16 protein-coding genes and 1 tRNA gene are annotated in these 16,731 nt (G+C 73.4%); 11 read left to right on the forward strand and 6 right to left on the reverse strand.

Annotation, left to right across the window (positions count from 1 at the left end):
• Positions 1 to 162: 162 nt before the first annotated feature.
• Complete coding sequence (locus OIE69_RS23470) at positions 163 to 2,991, forward strand: penicillin acylase family protein (RefSeq protein ID WP_326575296.1); 2,829 nt, start codon at positions 163 to 165, stop codon at positions 2,989 to 2,991.
• A 59-nt stretch (positions 2,992 to 3,050) separates the two neighbouring features.
• Here OIE69_RS23470 and OIE69_RS23475 read toward each other — a convergent pair whose 3' ends face one another.
• Entirely contained in the window at positions 3,051 to 3,647 is a 597-nt protein-coding gene (locus OIE69_RS23475; protein ID WP_326575298.1) for a 5-formyltetrahydrofolate cyclo-ligase, read from the reverse strand.
• Positions 3,648 to 3,727: 80 nt separating this feature from the next.
• Here OIE69_RS23475 and galU point away from each other — a divergent pair, with 80 nt between their 5' ends.
• The 7 genes from galU to OIE69_RS23510 all read left to right on the forward strand — a co-directional run bounded on the left by galU (position 3,728) and on the right by OIE69_RS23510 (position 8,758).
• A complete protein-coding gene (galU, locus tag OIE69_RS23480; RefSeq protein ID WP_326575300.1) occupies positions 3,728 to 4,636 on the forward strand; it encodes a UTP--glucose-1-phosphate uridylyltransferase GalU in 909 nt (302 codons plus the stop codon).
• Positions 4,633 to 5,976 (forward strand): molybdopterin molybdotransferase MoeA, encoded by a 1,344-nt coding sequence (locus tag OIE69_RS23485; RefSeq protein WP_326575302.1) that lies wholly within the window; start codon positions 4,633 to 4,635, stop codon positions 5,974 to 5,976. The genes galU and OIE69_RS23485 overlap by 4 nt, the downstream gene beginning before the upstream one ends.
• A gap of 56 nt (positions 5,977 to 6,032) precedes the next feature.
• Positions 6,033 to 6,515: a cyclic pyranopterin monophosphate synthase MoaC gene (gene moaC, locus OIE69_RS23490; protein ID WP_326575304.1), complete on the forward strand. Its 483-nt coding sequence runs from the start codon at positions 6,033 to 6,035 to the stop codon at positions 6,513 to 6,515.
• A complete protein-coding gene (locus tag OIE69_RS23495) occupies positions 6,512 to 7,000 on the forward strand; it encodes a MogA/MoaB family molybdenum cofactor biosynthesis protein (protein WP_326575306.1) in 489 nt (162 codons plus the stop codon). Before moaC ends, OIE69_RS23495 begins: the two co-directional genes overlap by 4 nt.
• Positions 6,997 to 7,617, forward strand: coding sequence for a GNAT family N-acetyltransferase (locus OIE69_RS23500; RefSeq protein ID WP_326581376.1), 621 nt, complete (start codon positions 6,997 to 6,999; stop codon positions 7,615 to 7,617). Before OIE69_RS23495 ends, OIE69_RS23500 begins: the two co-directional genes overlap by 4 nt.
• Before the next feature lie 140 nt (positions 7,618 to 7,757).
• A complete protein-coding gene (gene sepX, locus OIE69_RS23505; protein WP_326575308.1) occupies positions 7,758 to 8,624 on the forward strand; it encodes a divisome protein SepX/GlpR in 867 nt (288 codons plus the stop codon).
• A 60-nt stretch (positions 8,625 to 8,684) separates the two neighbouring features.
• Positions 8,685 to 8,758 (forward strand) — tRNA-Ala (locus OIE69_RS23510).
• A 64-nt stretch (positions 8,759 to 8,822) separates the two neighbouring features.
• Here the strand turns inward: OIE69_RS23510 and OIE69_RS23515 are convergent.
• Positions 8,823 to 9,338, reverse strand: coding sequence for a hypothetical protein (locus OIE69_RS23515; RefSeq protein ID WP_326575310.1), 516 nt, complete (start codon positions 9,336 to 9,338; stop codon positions 8,823 to 8,825).
• A gap of 118 nt (positions 9,339 to 9,456) precedes the next feature.
• Here OIE69_RS23515 and OIE69_RS23520 point away from each other — a divergent pair, with 118 nt between their 5' ends.
• Together OIE69_RS23520 and OIE69_RS23525 are read left to right on the forward strand one after the other, a co-directional pair.
• Entirely contained in the window at positions 9,457 to 10,203 is a 747-nt protein-coding gene (locus tag OIE69_RS23520) for an aminoglycoside 3'-phosphotransferase (protein ID WP_326575312.1), read from the forward strand.
• Positions 10,204 to 10,273: 70 nt separating this feature from the next.
• On the forward strand, positions 10,274 to 10,993 hold the full coding sequence (locus OIE69_RS23525) for a vWA domain-containing protein (protein WP_326575314.1): 720 nt from the start codon (positions 10,274 to 10,276) through the stop codon (positions 10,991 to 10,993).
• On the opposite strand, the gene OIE69_RS23530 is transcribed toward OIE69_RS23525, so the two are convergent.
• Both OIE69_RS23530 and OIE69_RS23535 read right to left on the reverse strand, forming a co-directional pair.
• Positions 10,980 to 11,549, reverse strand: coding sequence for a hypothetical protein (locus OIE69_RS23530; protein ID WP_326575316.1), 570 nt, complete (start codon positions 11,547 to 11,549; stop codon positions 10,980 to 10,982). The genes OIE69_RS23525 and OIE69_RS23530 overlap by 14 nt on opposite strands.
• 112 nt (positions 11,550 to 11,661) lie before the next feature.
• Positions 11,662 to 13,320: an IucA/IucC family protein gene (locus tag OIE69_RS23535; protein WP_326575318.1), complete on the reverse strand. Its 1,659-nt coding sequence runs from the start codon at positions 13,318 to 13,320 to the stop codon at positions 11,662 to 11,664.
• Between the two features lie 75 nt (positions 13,321 to 13,395).
• Between OIE69_RS23535 and OIE69_RS23540 the strand changes: the two genes are divergently transcribed.
• Positions 13,396 to 14,997 carry an IucA/IucC family protein gene (locus OIE69_RS23540; protein ID WP_326575320.1) on the forward strand — a complete coding sequence of 534 codons (1,602 nt, stop codon included), beginning with the start codon at positions 13,396 to 13,398 and terminating at the stop codon, positions 14,995 to 14,997.
• Here the strand turns inward: OIE69_RS23540 and OIE69_RS23545 are convergent.
• Positions 14,946 to 15,713 (reverse strand): peptidoglycan-binding domain-containing protein, encoded by a 768-nt coding sequence (locus tag OIE69_RS23545; RefSeq protein WP_326575322.1) that lies wholly within the window; start codon positions 15,711 to 15,713, stop codon positions 14,946 to 14,948. The genes OIE69_RS23540 and OIE69_RS23545 overlap by 52 nt on opposite strands.
• The gene (locus tag OIE69_RS23550) at positions 15,710 to 16,663 is read right to left on the reverse strand and encodes a hypothetical protein (RefSeq protein WP_326575324.1); all 954 of its coding nucleotides are present in this window, start codon (positions 16,661 to 16,663) and stop codon (positions 15,710 to 15,712) included. Before OIE69_RS23550 ends, OIE69_RS23545 begins: the two co-directional genes overlap by 4 nt.
• Positions 16,664 to 16,731: the final 68 nt, after the last annotated feature.

A 16,731-nucleotide genomic window follows, 5' to 3' on the forward strand; every position in this document is an offset into this window, starting at 1 on the left:
CGGTCCTTTCAACGAAGTTCATTGCCTTACCTAACATTTTACCTGTGCTTGGGGTTGTGGCGATCTCCGTCCACAGGTCAGGACACCGCGTGGGGAGCTACGGGTCGGTACGCCTAAGGTGGCCCCTAGCAATCGGTCCACCCTGCCTTTCGAAGGACATCGATGCCCGCCAAGAAGAAGTCCCGCCGCACGCGCCTCATTGTGATCGGGGTCGTGCTCGTGCTCGTGGCGGGCATCGTCTACGGGTCGTACTGGAGTGTCGCCACCGTCCGCGCCTCCCTCCCGCAGACCACCGGAACCCTGCAGCTCAAGGGCCTGACCGGCGCCGTCCAAGTGAAGCGCGACGGCAACGGGATCCCGCAGATCTACGCCGACACCGCCGAGGACCTGTTCCGCGCCCAGGGCTACGTCCAGGCGCAGGACCGTTTCTACGAGATGGACGTGCGCCGGCACCTGACCGCCGGCCGGCTGTCGGAGATGTTCGGCAGCGGCCAGGTCGAGACCGACGCCTTCCTGCGCACCCTCGGCTGGCGCCGGGTCGCGCAGCAGGAGTACGACACCAAGCTGTCGGCCGCCACGAAGAAGTACCTTCAGGCCTACTCCGACGGAGTCAACGCCTACTTGGACGGCCACTCCGGCGCCGACCTGTCCGTCGAGTACGCGGCGCTGAAGTTCAGCAACGACTACGTGCCGGAGAAGTGGACCCCGGTCGACTCGGTCGCCTGGCTCAAGGCGATGGCCTGGGACCTGCGCGGCAACATGCAGGACGAGATCGACCGCTCGCTGCTGTCGAGCCGGCTGACCCCCGCGCAGATCAAGCAGCTCTACCCCGCCTACCCGTACGACCGGAACAAGCCGATCGTCGAGGGCGGAAACGTCAACGAGCTCACCGGCGAGTACGAACCGGCCGGAACGACCACGGAAGCGGGCACGGAAACCGGCGACGGCACGGGCACCGGCACGGAAACCGGAACCGGTACGGGCACGGGTACAGGTACCGGCACCGGTACAGGCACCGACGCCGCCTCGACCTCCGACGCGACCCAGAACGTCCAGTCCCAGCTCGCCTCGCTCTCCGACACCCTCGACCAGATCCCCGCGCTGCTCGGCCCCAACGGCAACGGCATCGGATCCAACTCCTGGGTGGTCGACGGCAAGCACACCACCACCGGCAAGCCGCTGCTGGCGAACGACCCGCACCTGGCCCCGCAGATGCCCTCGCTCTGGTACCAGATGGGCCTGCACTGCAACAGCGTCGGCGAGGCCTGCCCCTTCGACGTGGCCGGCTACACCTTCTCCGGCATGCCGGGTGTGATCATCGGACACAACCAGTCGATCGCCTGGGGCATGACCAACCTCGGTGCCGACGTGACCGACCTCTACCTGGAGAAGGTCACCGCCGACTCGTACCTCTACGACGGCAAGCAGCGGGCCTTCGAGACCCGCAAGGAGACCATCAAGGTCGCCGGCGGTGACGACCGCACGATCACGGTGCGCAGTACCGGCAACGGACCGGTGATCTCCGACCGCAGCGCCGAGCTGCGCACCGTCGGCAACCGCGCCCCGGTCCCGAACTCCGCGCCCGACCGCGGCGAGGGCTACGCGGTCTCCCTGCGCTGGACCGCGCTGTACCCGTCCAACACCATGGACGCGGTCTTCGAGCTCGACGCGGCGACCGGCTGGGAGCAGTTCCGGGCCGCCGCCCGCGACTTCGCCGTCCCGTCCCAGAACCTGATCTACGCCGACAACAAGGGCGACAAGGGGCACATCGGCTACCAGGCCCCCGGCCGGATCCCGGTCCGTGCCGCGGGTTACGACGGCACCTACCCGGCCCCCGGCTGGGACCCGCGGTACCAGTGGAAGAAGTGGATCCCCTTCTCCGCGATGCCGTACGAGCGCGACCCGAAGCGCGGCTACATCGTCACCGCCAACCAGGCCGTGGTCGACCAGGCCAAGTACCCCTACCTGCTCACCCAGGACTGGGGCTACGGCACCCGCAGCCAGCGGATCAACGACCTGATCCAGTCCAAGATCAAGGACAGCGGCCTGATCTCCATGGACGACATGCAGAAGATGCAGGGCGACAACAGCAGCGAGATCGCCAAACTCCTGGTGCCGTACCTGCTGAAGGTCGACATAAAGGACGACAAGGACGACTACGTCCGCAACGCCCAGAAGCTGCTGGAGGGCTGGGACTACAACCAGGACTCCGACTCGGCGCCCGCGGCCTACTTCAACGCCGTCTGGCGCAACGTCCTCAAGCTGGCCTTCGGCAACAAGCTGCCCAAGGAGCTGCGCCCCGAGGGCCAGTGCCTGACCGTCCCGGCCGCCGACCGGTCCGGCCCGGTCGACGACCTCGACGGCAAGTCCCAGCTGGTGCGCGAGTGCGGCCGGCGCGCCGCCGACGAGGCGCAGCCGGACGGCGGCGACCGCTGGTTCGAGGTCGTGCGCAACATCCTGGACGAGCAGGACAGCCAGTGGTGGACGGACTCCCCCTCGGCCTTCTACGACAAGGACAGCGACCGGACCCGCACCACCCGCGACGAGCTGCTGGCCCGGGCCATGAAGGACGCCCGCTACGAGCTGACCGCGAAGCTCGGCAAGAACATCGACACCTGGAGCTGGGGCCGTCTCCACACGCTGGAGCTGCGCAACCAGACCCTGGGCACCGGTGGCCCGGCCGTCGTCCGCTGGCTGCTCAACCGCGGTCCGTGGCAGCTCGGCGGCGGCGAGGCGGCGGTCAACGCGACCGGCTGGAACGCGGCCGGCGGCTACGAGGTGGTCTGGGTGCCGTCGATGCGGATGGTGGTCTCGCTGGACGACTTCGACAAGTCCCGGTGGATCAATCTGACGGGAGCCTCCGGCCATGCCTACAGCTCCCACTACACCGACCAGACCACCAAGTGGGCCAAGGGCGAACTGCTGCCGTGGGTCTTCACCAAGCAGCCGGTCGACGGGGCCACGGAGGACACCCTCGCGCTGACGCCGTAGCCCGCGCGGGCGGCGCGCGACGACAGGGGCGGGCCTTCGGGCCCGCCCCTCGGCCGTCCTCAGCCCTTCTCGAAGCGCCGCACGCCCTCCGGGGTGACCACCGCGTCGACCGGCCGGTCGTGCGGCTCGTCGGGCACCCGGTCCAGCACCTCGTGCGCGTACAGCAGCACCACCAGCGCCGGCGTCGCCCCCGCCGCGTCCAGCCGGGCCAGGACCCGGTCGTACGAGCCCCCGCCGCGGCCCAGCCGCAGACCCCGGCCGTCGACGGCCAGCCCGGGGAGCAGGACCGCGTCCGCCCGGGTGACCGCGTCCGGGCCGAGGCGGGGACCGGTCGGCTCGTACAGGCCGCGGGCGGCCCGCACCAGACCGCCGGGGCCCTCGTAGGGGGCCCAGTCCAGGTCGTTGTCGGGGAGCAGGACAGGCAGCAGCACCCGCTCCCCGCGTTCGCGCAGCAGGTCGAGCAGCGCGCGGGTGCCGGGCTCGCCGCCCACCGACACGTAGGCCGCCACCGTCCGGGCCTGCGACAATTCGGTCAGGTCCAGGGCGTGTTGCGCGATCACCCGTTCGGCCTCCGCGCGGTCACCGGGCGTCAACCCGCGCCTCACCTGGAGGAGGTGTTCCCGCAACTCCCTCTTGCTAGCGTTGTCGTCCCTCATTTGACGTGCAACCGCCGCCTATCGTCATCAAGCAACCGGAACTTCATCTTCACCTCATATACAGCGGTTATCGTTGCCCCATGACTCACGCGCGTACCCGGATCAGCAAGGCTGTCATCCCTGCCGCCGGGCTTGGCACCCGTTTCCTGCCCGCCACGAAGGCGACTCCGAAGGAAATGCTGCCGGTGGTCGACAAGCCCGCCATCCAGTACGTCGTCGAGGAGGCCGTCGCCGCGAACCTCTCCGATGTCCTCATGATCACAGGCCGGAACAAGCGGCCGCTCGAGGACCACTTCGACCGCAACTACGAGCTCGAGTCGGCGCTCACCGCCAAGGGCGACGAGGCACGCCTGGCACGGGTCCAGGAGTCCAGCGACCTCGCCACCATGCACTACGTCCGCCAGGGCGACCCGCGCGGCCTCGGCCACGCCGTGCTCTGCGCCGAGCCGCACGTCGGCGACCAGCCCTTCGCGGTGCTGCTCGGCGACGACCTGATCGACCCCCGGGACCCGCTGCTCGGCCGCATGATCGAGGTGCAGGAGCGGCACGGCGGCAGCGTCGTCGCGCTGATGGAGGTGGACCCGAGTCAGATCCACCTGTACGGCTGCGCCGCCATAGTCCCCACCGTTGACGACGACGTGGTCCGTGTGACGGACCTCGTCGAGAAGCCCGCGCCGGGCGAGGCCCCCTCCGCGTTCGCGGTCATCGGGCGCTATGTGCTGGACCCCTCGGTCTTCGGGGTGCTCAGCAAGACCCAGCCCGGCCGCGGCGGCGAGATCCAGCTGACCGACGCGCTGCGCGAACTGGCGCAGGAGGACGGCCCGGACGGGCCCGTGCACGGCGTCATCTTCACCGGCCGGCGCTACGACACCGGAGACCGTGGCGACTACCTGCGTGCGATTGTCCGACTGGCATGCGAACGTGATGACCTGGGACCGGACTTCCGGTCCTGGCTGCGCACGTATGTCAGCGAGGAGATGCAAGATTGAGCAGCGGCACGGCCGACCGCGTCTGGTCCGTCTCGGAGCACCTCGACAACATCCTGCGGCAACTGAAGCCGCTGGAACCCATCGAGCTGCAACTCCTCGACGCCCAGGGGTGTGTCCTTGTCGAGGACGTCATGGTGCCGGTCGCGCTGCCGCCCTTCGAGAACAGCTCGATGGACGGCTACGCGGTCCGCACCACCGACACCCAGGGCGCCGACGCATCCCATCCGGCCGTGCTCACCGTCATCGGTGACGTGGCGGCCGGCAGTGGCGAACTGCCCACCGTGGGACCCGGGCAGACCGCCCGGATCATGACCGGCGCCCCGCTGCCGCCCGGCGCCGAGGCCGTCGTCCCCGTCGAGTGGACCGACGGCGGCACCGGCGGCGCTCCGGTGGTGGGCATGCCGGCCGCGAGCCGGAGCCCCGACGCCGTGGGCGGCGAGGTCCGGGTCTACCGGCCCGTGGGGCGGGGCGACCACGTCCGCGCCCGCGGCAGCGACGTCGCCGCGGGCGAGCTGGCGCTGAGCGCCGGCACGGTGCTGGGCCCGCCGCAGATCGCCCTGCTCGCGGCCGTCGGCCGGGCCACGGTACGGGTGCGGCCCCGGCCGCGGGTGGTCGTGGTCTCCACCGGCAGCGAGCTGGTCCCGCCCGGCGAGGAGCTGGGCCCGGGCCGTATCCACGACTCCAACAGCTACATGCTCACCGCCGCCGCCCGCGAGGCGGGCGCCCAGTCCTACCGGGTGGGCGCTGTCGCGGACGACGCCGAGACCTTCCGGGCCACCGTCGAGGACCAGCTGATCCGGGCGGACCTCGTGGTCACCAGCGGCGGTGTCAGCGTCGGCGCGTACGACGTGGTGAAGGAGGCCCTCGGCGAGGAGATCGACTTCCGCAAGCTGGCGATGCAGCCCGGCAAGCCGCAGGGCTTCGGCTTCATCGACGTCGGTGCCCGCGCCGAGGCGGAGGGCGACGGCGAGGACGCGGGGGCCGCTCCGCCGGAGCCCGAGCGCACCCCGCTGATCGCCCTGCCCGGCAACCCGGTCAGCGCCTACGTCTCGTTCGAGGTGTTCGTCCGGCCCGCGATCCGCACCCTGATGGGTGTGGAGCCGGTGTTCCGGACGACCGTGCGGGCCGTGTGCGAGGGCGAGCTGACCTCTTCGCCCAAGGGCCGGCGGCAGTTCCTGCGCGGCCGCCACGACCCCTCCTCCGGCCGGGTCACCCCTGTGGGCGGTGCCGGATCGCACCTGGTCAAGGCGCTCGCCCACGCGAACGCGCTGATCGTGGTGCCGGAGGACACGACGGAGGTCGCGGCGGGCTCGGAGGTCGACGTCGTGCTGCTCGACTGAGCGGGTACCGTTACTGCCCACGCGAGCACGCGGCGAGCAGTGGGAGTGCCGTACCGATGACAGAACAGCAGCATCTGACGCACATCGACGACGCGGGGGCGGCCCGTATGGTCGACGTCTCGGAGAAGGACGTCACCGCCCGCACCGCCCGTGCCACCGGCCGGGTCCTGGTGTCGCCGCGCGTCATCGAGCTGCTGCGGGGCGAGGGCGTGCCCAAGGGCGACGCCCTCGCCACCGCGCGCATCGCCGGGATCATGGGCGCCAAGCGCACCCCCGACCTCATCCCGCTCTGCCACCCGCTGGCGGTCTCCGGGGTCAAGGTCGACCTCGCCGTGGGCGAGTCCTCCGTGGACATCACCGCCACCGTGAAGACCACCGACCGCACGGGCGTCGAGATGGAGGCCCTCACGGCGGTGAGCGTCGCCGCGCTGACGGTCGTCGACATGGTCAAGGCCGTCGACAAGGCCGCGGTCATCACGGACGTACGGGTCGAGGAGAAGTCCGGCGGCAAGTCCGGCGACTGGAGCCGCACCCGATGAGGGCACTCGCGATCACCGCGTCCAACCGCGCGGCCGCCGGGGTCTACGAGGACCGGGGCGGCCCGCTGGTCGTCGCCGGGCTGCGGGAGATGGGCTTCACCGTCGACGGCCCGCGCGTCGTCCCGGACGGCGAGCCCGTCGGCAGCGCGCTGCGGGAGGCCGTGGCCGAGGGGTACGACGTCGTGGTCACCACGGGTGGCACCGGCATCTCGCCCACCGACCGCACCCCGGAGGTCACCCGCGCCGTCCTCGACTACGAGGTCCCCGGTGTCGCCGAGGCGGTGCGCGCCGCGGGCCGCGAGAAGGTGCCGACGGCCGCGCTGTCCCGTGGCGTCTGCGGTGTCGCCGGGCGCACCCTGGTGGTGAACCTCCCCGGTTCGACCGGCGGGGTCAAGGACGGCCTGGCCGTTCTGGCCCCGATCCTCGTCCACGCCGTCGAGCAGATCCACGGCGGCGACCACCCCACGTCCGGGAGACCGAGCTGAACGGGTCCTGGCCGGCCGAGCTGGCGGACGGGGACGTCCTCCTCCGCCCGATAAGGATGCGCGACCAGCGGGCCTGGCGTGAGGTGAACCGGCGCAACCGTGAATGGCTGCGGCCGTGGGAGGCCACCGTGCCGCCGGCCCCGCCCGGTCATCTCACCCAGCGGCCCACCTACCGGCAGATGGTCCGCCATCTGCGCCACGAGGCCGCCGCGGGCCGCATGATGCCGTTCGTCATCGAGTACCGGGGGCGGCTCGCCGGGCAGCTCACCGTCGCCGGGGTCACCTGGGGCTCCATGTGCAGCGCCCACGTCGGCTACTGGGTCGACGAGGCCGTCGCCGGCCGCGGGGTCATGCCCACCGCGGTCGCGCTCGCCGTCGACCACTGCTTCCGCGCGGTGGGACTGCACCGCATCGAGGTCTGCATCCGGCCGGAGAACATGCCGAGCCGGCGGGTGGTGGAGAAACTCGGCTTCCGCGAGGAAGGACTGCGCCCCCGCTATCTGCATATCGACGGAGCCTGGCGTGACCACCTTGTCTTCGCGTTGACGGCGGAGGAGGTGCCGGAGGGAATGCTCCACCGCTGGCACCAGGCCCGACCTGGTACGGCTCACAAATAAAATATCTGTTCGAAAAAGGCCGCCGAACCGACTCCGACTTGAACGCAATCAGAAAAAAATTTCGGAGTATCAGCCAGATCGTGCGACACACCGCGCCAAATTGCGTATCCCCTGTCGTGAACCCCCCTACCGTGTGATGCGTGAGCAGCAGCGGCCTCATCTACGCAGTCATCGTCGGGGCCTGGGCTGCCTACTTGGTGCCGATGTGGCTCCGTAGGCAGGACGAGCTCAACGAAGCGCGCCCGACGGAACGCTTCAGCACCGCCATCCGGCTGTTGTCCGGACGCGCGGCCCTGGAGCGCAGGTACGCCGCGACGGCGGACCCGGACCCGGAATCGGAGGCCGAGGCGGAGCCCGCGGTCGACGTCCGGGCCCTTGCCGTGCCCGCGACGGAGGTGAAGCCGAAGGCCCGGCAGAACGGGAAGGCGGGGAAGCCGGCGAAGCAGGGCGGTCGGGCGAACGCCGGGAAGGCGAAGAAGCCCAATCCGCGGGCCAAGGTGCTCGTGGCCCGCCGCCGCACCATCACGATGCTCTTCCTGGGCTTCACCGCGGGCATGATCGTCGCCGCCGTCGGCGGTGTCGCCTTCCTCTGGGCCCCGGCCGCGCCCGCCATGCTCCTCACGTTCTACATCGCCTATCTGCGCGCACAGGAACGCCGTCGCTTCGAGGTCAAGCTCGACCAGCGCCGCGCCGCGGACGCCGCCAAGCGCCTGCGCGAGGCCCGCACGACCCGCGAGCCCGTCCCCGACGTCGCGGATGTGGCCGAACCCACACCGCCCGCCGAGGAGCCCGCGACGGCCGACCGGCGCGCCCTCGTCGAGCAGACCGACCACGCCGAGTGGGTCGACCAGCAGCGCGTCCCCGTCGAGGACACGTGGGAGGTGCCGGCGCCGCGCCCCACGTTCTCCACCGCCCCGGTCACCCCGCGCCGCTCCCGAGACCGCTCCCGCACCCCCCTGTTCGACCAGCACGCCGACCGCGACCGCCCCCGCGCCGCCAACGAGTGACCACCCGGCGCCGGGGCGCGGAGCACCCCCGCCGGGATGCTAGAGTTTTCCTCGTTGCAAGGGCCTGTGGCGCAGTCCGGTAGCGCACCTCGTTCGCATCGAGGGGGTCAGGGGTTCGAATCCCCTCAGGTCCACACAACAGCACGAAGCCCCTGTCGGAGAGATCCGGCAGGGGCTTCGTCGTGCGCCTCGCGCGGATCAGCACGTGTCGGCGACCAGCTCGGCGAAGGCGGCCCGGTTCATGGCGCGGTCGTCGGCCCACACCTGGCCGGGGCGCAGGGAGGCGAGGTCGGCGGCGGTGAAGTGGACCTGGCCGTCGTAGGTGTCGCTGCCGCGAGGGCCGAAGAACGACAGCGAGTACGTGCGGCCCGGCAGCAGTGCCTGCGTGCCCGCGGTCTCCACCTGCCAGGAGTCCGGCGGTTCGAAGAGGGGGAAGGTCGTGCGGCCGATGCGTGCCGGCGACCACATGTTCCAGCCGCTGTCGGCCGCTCCGCCCGACGGGCCGTCGGCCGACGCGTCATCGGACTCCCGCTCGTCCCAACTGAGCAGGTCCATCCGCGCGGCGTGGTCGCCGGGGCACGGCTGCACCCTCGCCACCGCAGTGCCGTCCGGGCTCGTCCAGACCGCCACGAGCGGCAACCGCGCCGGGCTGCAGCCGCACAGCAGCCCGAGCCCCACCAGCGCGCCCAGTAAGCCCGTTGTCCCCCGTCGCATGACCGCCCCTCCCCAAGACGCCCGCCCGCCGCCAGCGTGCCATTTCCGGGCCGCGCGGGCGAGGTGTCCCGTCGGGTGAAATGGGCTGGCCTCCAGGCGGGTTCGGGGAGAGCATGCGGTGGTGGAGATCTCGGGGCCGCCGGACGGCGAGGTGGAGGTGCCCGCGCGGATCGGGGCGCTGGCGGGGGAGCGGACGCCGCTGCCCGTGTGGCGGAACGAGGCGGGCGGGTTGACGTTCCGGCTCGGGGCGGGGGAGGACCGGCTGTTCGCCAAGTGGGCGCCGGCGGGTTCGGGGCTGGACCTGGGGGCCGAGGCCGAGCGCCTGGAGTGGGCGGGCCGCTTCACACCCGTGCCGCCGGTCCTGGAGCACGGGTCGGACGGCGACGGAGCCTGGCTGCTGACCCGCGGACTGCCCGGGGAGAGCGCCGTCAGCCCGCGCTGGACGGCGGATCCCGGCACGGCGGTACGTGCGCTGGGCGCAGGGCTGCGCGCGCTCCACGAACGGCTGCCCGTGGACGGCTGCCCGTACGACTGGTCCGTCGGCGCCCGCCTGGAACGCGCCCGGCGGGCGGGCAGGCGGGTGCCCGAGGACCTGCCGCCGGCGCCGCCCGTCGAACGGCTCGTGGTGTGCCACGGAGACCCCTGCGCGCCCAACACGCTGCTGGGCGAGGACGGCACATGGTCGGGCCACGTCGACATGGGCGCCCTCGGCGTCGCCGACCGCTGGGCCGATCTGGCCGTCGCCACCTGGAGCACCGAGTGGAACTACGGCCCCGGCTGGGAGGACGCGCTCCTGGACGCGTACGGCATCGCCCCGGATCCGGAGCGGACCGCCTTCTACCGGCGCCTGTGGAGCGTCACCTGACGGGTGACCCCGGGCGGGTGGAGGTGGCACGATCGGGGCGGAAGCTGTGAGCGCGAGGAGGCGGGGCGCAATGGCCATCGGTCTGGAGAAGGTGCGGGCGGCGGCGCCCGGGCTGGTGAGCCTGTACAAGGGCGCCCGGGTGTCGCTGGAGAAGGCCGGGGTCGCGGGGGAACGGGCCGCGGTGTACCTGGTGCTGGACCGGTCCGGCAGCATGCGGCGGTATTACCGGGACGGCACCGTGCAGCGCCTGGCCGAGCAGGTCCTCGGGCTCGCGGCGAACCTCGACGACGACGGCGTCGTGCCGGTGGTCTTCTTCTCCACCGAGGTGGACGGCGTCGCCGAGATCGGCCTCGACGGCTACGAGGGGCGGATCAACGCGCTCCACGAGGGCTGCGGCCACATGGGCCGCACCAACTACCACCTGGCGATGCAGGCGGTGATCGACCACTACCGGGCCTCCGGGGCGACGCAGCCCGCGTTCGTCGTCTTCCAGACGGACGGCGGCCCCTCCTCGCGCACGGCCGCCGAGCGGCTGCTCTGCTCCGCCGCCGGGCTGCCGATCTTCTGGCAGTTCGTCGGCTTCGGGGACCCGGAGGGCAAGGACTTCGACTTCCTGCGCAAGCTCGACGAACTCCCTGTGCCCGCCAAGCGGCTGGTGGACAACGCCGGCTTCCACGCCGCCGGGGAGGAGCCCTCGGCGGCCCCGGACGCCGAGCTGTACGCGGCGCTGATGGAGGAGTTCCCGCAGTGGCTGTCGGCGGCGCGGGCGGCGGGCGTCATCCGGGACTGACGGGCGGCGCGGCGGGTGCCACGGCCGCGGCTGCCGCGTCGACGAGCCGGTCGAGTTCGGCGGCCGATGCGGGCGCGAGCCGGTAGACGCCCTGGAGGCCGACCGATCGCGTCAGCCGGCCGTCCTCGACGAACCGCAGCCGGCGTTCGGCGCGGCGCGAGCGGTAGGTGAGCCGTTCCAGCAGCTCGCCGGGGACGGTGGTGCCGAAGTCGAGCGGGGTGCCGGGCGGACCCACCAGCACCTCGGACACGCAACCGCCCTCCAGCGGGGACCAGTCGGGCAGCTTCGCCAGCTCGTCCGCGGCCCCCTCGTACGGGATGATCCGCGCGACCTCCAGGCGGCCCAGCACATGGAGCCGGGTGCGGTGGACGCGGACCGGGAAGACGCGGTCGCCGGGCTTGACCCCCGCGAGCCGGAAGCCGGGCAGCGACTGGTGCGGGCCGCCGAACAGGACGCGCAGCCGGCGCCCGGGGTAGCCGCTGCGCGCCAGGTGGCGGCACAGGTCGTTGGTCCACAACGTCGTGAAGGACTGCGGGGCGTCGGCCGGTTCGGACATGCCCGCCACCGTAGGGGGAGGCACCGACAGCGACCGCGGGCGGACACGACCCGGGCAGGCCCGTCCACCGGTCGCCGATCGCGGAGGGGGCCGCCGCTCCCCGACCCGGCGGTCAGAGAAGGGGGTTGGGCAGGCCCGTCCACCGGTCGCCGGTCGTGGAGGTCTCCAGGCGCATCAGGGTCAGGGCCTTGACGGGGAGCTCGGCGGCGGAGAGCAGGGCCGCGCGGTCGGTGCGGGTGTCCGCCGTCGCGGGGAGGGCGTCGAAGACGCGCTCGGTCTCCGTGCGCACCGCGGCCCACAGCCGTGCCTCGGTGGGGCGGTGGGCCTCCCCGAGGGCGGAGACGAGGCTGCCGAACGTGGTGGCGACCAGGGAGCCGTAGAGCTTGGCGTGCAGGACCGCGGGGTCGTCGCTGAGGCCGCGGCCGAGCGGGGGCACGGCGACGCCGTACCGGGCGAGGCGGGCCGGGCTGATCCGGACGTCGGCGAGGTCGCGGTAGACCAGCCGCCGCGGCCGGGCGTACCGGTCAAGGACGACCAGGAGGTTCTGCCCGTGCGCCTCCAGGGCGACTCCCCAGGACAGCAGCCGCAGCATCGCCGGGAGCGCGAGCCGGGCGAAGGCGGTGAACCAGGCGGCGCCGTCCTGAGGCGCGCCCGGGCCCGCGGCCGCGAGCAGGGAGTGCAGCAGCGGCGGCCCGCCGTCGGCGGGGCGGCCGGTGAGGGCGGCGACGGGCAGCAGGGTCTCCCCGGCCGCCGGGTCGGCGAAGCCGGACGGGGACTCCCGCAGCAGCGCCGCGAGGTCGGGGCTGGGCTCACCGCCGACGACGGCGGCGGCCGCCCCGAGGTTGCGGGTGACGCGCAGCGTGCCGCCGCCGAGCCGCCGGGTCAGCTCGTCCAGCAGCGCGGACAGCGCGGCGCTGTCCGTCACCGAACGGGCCGAGATGTCGCGGACGGACGAGGTCATCCGCATGCTCAGCGCCGTCTTCAGATGCGGCCCGCCGTCGAGCGGGGCGAGGGTGCGCACCGCCATCAGCGGCCGGGTGGGGACCGCGGCCTCGGCGTACGGGCGCAGCCCCAGGGCGGGCAGGATGTGCCGGGTCTGCCAGGGGTGGACGGGCAGCAGCAACCGGTCGCCGTCCCGGAACCGGTCCGGCCAGGCGCCCGCGACCAGGCAGTCGGCGGCGGGGACGGCGACGAGGTCGAGGGCGACGACGGGCCGGTGCTCGGGCCCGTAGGCCAGTTGCTCGGCCACGGAGAAACCGGGACGGCTGCGGCAGCACGGGTGGTACGGGTGGCCGTCGACGACGCCCTGCTCGAAGGAGGCGAGCGTCGGCGGCCGGCCGCCGTGGCCCTCCGCCCCCGCGGCGCCCGCCCGGGACAGGGCCAAGGAGGCCGCGCTGTGGTCGAGTTCGTCGCGCAGCAGGCCCGACCCGGGCAGCCCGAGTGCCTCCACCAGGGCGGCCGGGTGGTCGTGGGGCCTGCCGTCCAGCAGCAGGGCGGGTTCGTCCTTCGGCGACCCCAGATCGTGCGGCAGCCGGCGCTGCCCGACGAGCACCCGGCCGTCGCGGAAGACCACACGGTCAGGGCCGCGCGAGGCGATGCCCGGCAGGGGTTCCAGGAGCAGGGCCCGCCACAGGCGGCCGAGGACGGCGGCGCGGGCACCGGGAAGCGCGGCGGTGTACGCGTCGTGCAGATCAGGACGAAGCGTCGCCAGCTCGGTGGCGAACGCCGTCTCCAGGGGGCGCCGCGTCGCAGCCGCCGAGTGCGGGTACATGATGGGTCCCTACCCTACGCAGGAGGCGGCCGACCGTGCATCGACCAGCGCAGCGACCAGCGGGAACGTGCCGTCGTGGGTGAAGCCTGGGACCGTGCCGAGGCACTCTCCGCCACGGCCCTGCTGAACTGCCTGCTGCGCGAGGTCGCCGAGGCCGCGGGCGAGGACGGGGGCCGTCCCGTCCACCGGCTGCCCGCGACCGGCCGGCTGCTGCGGGTGCGGGCCGGACGGTATCCCGCCGGCCCCGAGCTGCGCACCGCGGACGGCTGGCGGCCGCTCCCGCTGGAGGCGCTGGTCGACGTGGTCGCCGCGGAGCTCACCGCCCGCACGGGCGTCGCCGGCACCGAGCTGCCCGCCGAGATCGGCGACAGCCGCGACGTGCTCGCCGCCCTGCTGGACGCCCGCGAGCAGGCGCCGCCGCCCGCCGATCCGTATCTGCGCTCCGAGCAGGCCCTGGTGGCCGGGCATCGTCACCATCCCGCGCCCAAGGCCCGCGGCGGCGGCCCGCCGGAGAGCTGGCTGCCCTACGCACCGGAGGCGCACACGCGCTTCCCGCTCACGCTGCTCGCGGTCCGGGCGGACCTGCTGGCCGGGGAGGGCGACACCGCGGTGCTCGACCGGCTGTACCCGGACGTCCCCGAGGGCTACCGGGTCCTGCCCGCGCACCCCTGGCAGCTGGCCCTGCTGGGCGACCTCCCCGCCTTCCACGACGGGCGGCTGCTGCGCCTGGGGCACACCGCGGAACCTGCCGTGCCGACGGCGTCCCTGCGGACGGTGTACCTGCCGGAGGCCGACCTCTTCCTGAAGTTCAGTCTCGACGTGCGGATCACCAACGACATCCGCCGGCTGTGGCGGCACGACCTGCGCTGGCTGGGGCCCGTCGACGAGGTGCTGCGCGCCGTGCCGGAGGCGGACGTGCTGTCCGACCGCGGTCACCGGACCGCCGACCTCGGCGGCCGGGACGCGTACGAGGCACTGGCCGTGCTCGTCCGCGACGGCTTCGGCACGCACCTGCGGCCCGGGCTGACCCCGTTGCTGGCGGCAGCCGTCGCCGAGGGGTACGAGGGCAGTCCGCTCGCCGCGCCCGGCCTGAGCGCGGACGGCGCGCTGGCCTGGTGGGAGGCGTATCTGCGGCAGGTCGTGCCGCCGGTGCTGCACGCGTACCTGCGGCACGGGGCCGTCCTGGAGTGCCACCTGCAGAACGTGCTCGTCGCCGTGGACGCCGACGGGCTGCCGGGCCAGGCGCTCTTCCGCGACCACGAGGGCGTCAAGCTGGTCGAGGAGCGGCACCGCGAACTGCTGCGCCGCCACGCACGGCCGGACGCCCCCGGGCCGGGTGTGGACGCCGCCCACGGCTGGGAACGCCTGGTCTACTGCCTGGTCACCAACAACCTGCTGGAGATCGCGGGCGCGGTCGCCGAACGCCACCCGGAACTCACCCCGGTGCTGTGGGCGCGGGCCCGGGCGTTCCTCGCGGAGTGGTCGGCCGGGAACGGCGATCCGGCGCCGCTGCGGGAGCTGCTCGCCGCCGCGCACATCCCGGGGAAGACCAATCTGCTGCTGCGCTGGACCGGTGCGGACGGCGCCGCCGCCCGATACCTGCCGCTGCCGAACCCGCTGCGGCCTCAGGGCGCGGCGGTGACCGACTCCAGCGAACGGCGCGTGCCGGGGCCGTAGAACCCGGAGGTGTCGCCCGTGACGCCGTGGCTCTGCTGGTAGCGCTGGACGGCGTCCTTGACCCCGCCGTCGTACTTGCCGTCGGCGGGGCCGTCGTAGAGCCGCACCTGGGCGAGCCGCTGCTGCAGCGCCACGACCTCGGGGCCGCGCGAGCCGGGCTTGAGCACCGCGCCGGAACCGGCCGTCGCGGTCGCGGCGTTCCCGCCCGGGGCGCCGGCGCTCGCGGAGCCGGTGGCGGAGGTCTGTGCCCCTGCGCCGGAGGCGGAACCGGAGGCGGACGGGGAGGAGCCGCCCGCGCCCGACCTGGCCGACGGGGCCCCGGCGCTGCGCGAGGGCTCCGCCGTGCCGTCGGAGTCGAGAAGGCTCGGCAGCGCCAGCCGCGGCTGCGAGGCGCTCGGGGCGGGCCGCGCGCGGTCGGCCTCGCCCGGACCGGTGACGAGGTGCCCGAGCAGGGCCAGTACGCCGACGCCGGTCACCGCCGCGGCCACCGTGACGACGGTCCGCAGGCGCCGGCGGGAGCGGGCCGCCGCCCGGCGCGCCCCGCGAGGCGCGTCCGCCGGCTGCGGCTGCGGCTGTGGCTGCGGCGTTCCGCCGGGGCGGGCGCCCGGGCCGGGCGGGTCCTCGGGGAACAGTTCGGCGTAGTCGGGCGCCGGCCCCTCGGGGCCCACGCCGATCAGCGGTCTGACGGTCGTGCCACCCGGATCGCCGCCGCTCATCTCTCCTCGCCCGCCTGGTCGGGCACGAGGCGTTCGAGGACGTCCTGGAACTCCTCGCCGACGGTGATCAGCAGCCCGTCGCCGTCCTTCCGGCTGAGCTGGGTCAGCACGCCGTCCCGCCACCAGTAGACGTACGGGCTGATGGGGCCCACCGCGTCCTCGTGGCCCGCCGCGGCGAAGCCCGCCATGCCGTTGAGCGCCGGGATGACGGCGCTGTCACGGATGGCGTGGAAGGCCAGCTGGTGCCGGAACGGCATGGCGACCAGCGCGCCGTCGGCGGTCAGGGGCTTCCCGGTGACCCGTTCCACGAGTTCGTCCAGGACCAGCACCCGGGCCGCGGTGAAGAAGGAGTCGCCGACGAGGACGTCGAAGCGCACGTCGGCGTGCCGGACCACCTCGTGCCGTTCCACCGGCAGGTCGCGCAGGTTGAGCAGGGCGCGGCCGCGCAGCTCGCGGGTGTCGCCGAGCGGGACCAGGGCCTGGTCGGCGAGCGTCATCACGCTCTCCGGGAGGTCCAGGGCGAGCACCTCCAGCAACCCGGGCGCGGCGATCCGGGCGTAGCGGAAGGTGTCCGGGTCGACCGCGTCGGGGGTGACCAGGCGCGGGTAGAGCCGCTCGCGGATCTCCTCGGCGGGCATGGTCTCCAGCGGCGACGGCCCGTCGAGGGTGCGCAGCACCGCCCCGATGTGCTCCCGCGCCAGCTGCGGCCACACGCGCGGGCCGCGGCGGTCGTTGTGGCACAGCGCGGCGAGGTTGCCGAGCCCGAAGCGACGGCCGGAGTCGTCGGTCACCATGTCGGCGAAGACCGTGACCTCCAGCCCGAGTTCGGCGAACGACTCGCGCACGATCGCACGGAAGCGCGCCCCCTCGTCCACCGAGAAGAAGGCGTACTCGGGGTCGCGGGGTGTGTCCCGCTGGTCACGCTTCGGCCCGCGCCGGAAAATCCCCACCTCAGCTGTCCCCTCGACCTGGACTCGACGAGCAGGGCGCGATCCTATCGGCAGGCGCCCGGGGCCGC

Source organism: Actinacidiphila glaucinigra, from assembly GCF_035918135.1.
Classification (GTDB): Bacteria; Actinomycetota; Actinomycetes; order Streptomycetales; family Streptomycetaceae; genus Actinacidiphila; species Actinacidiphila glaucinigra.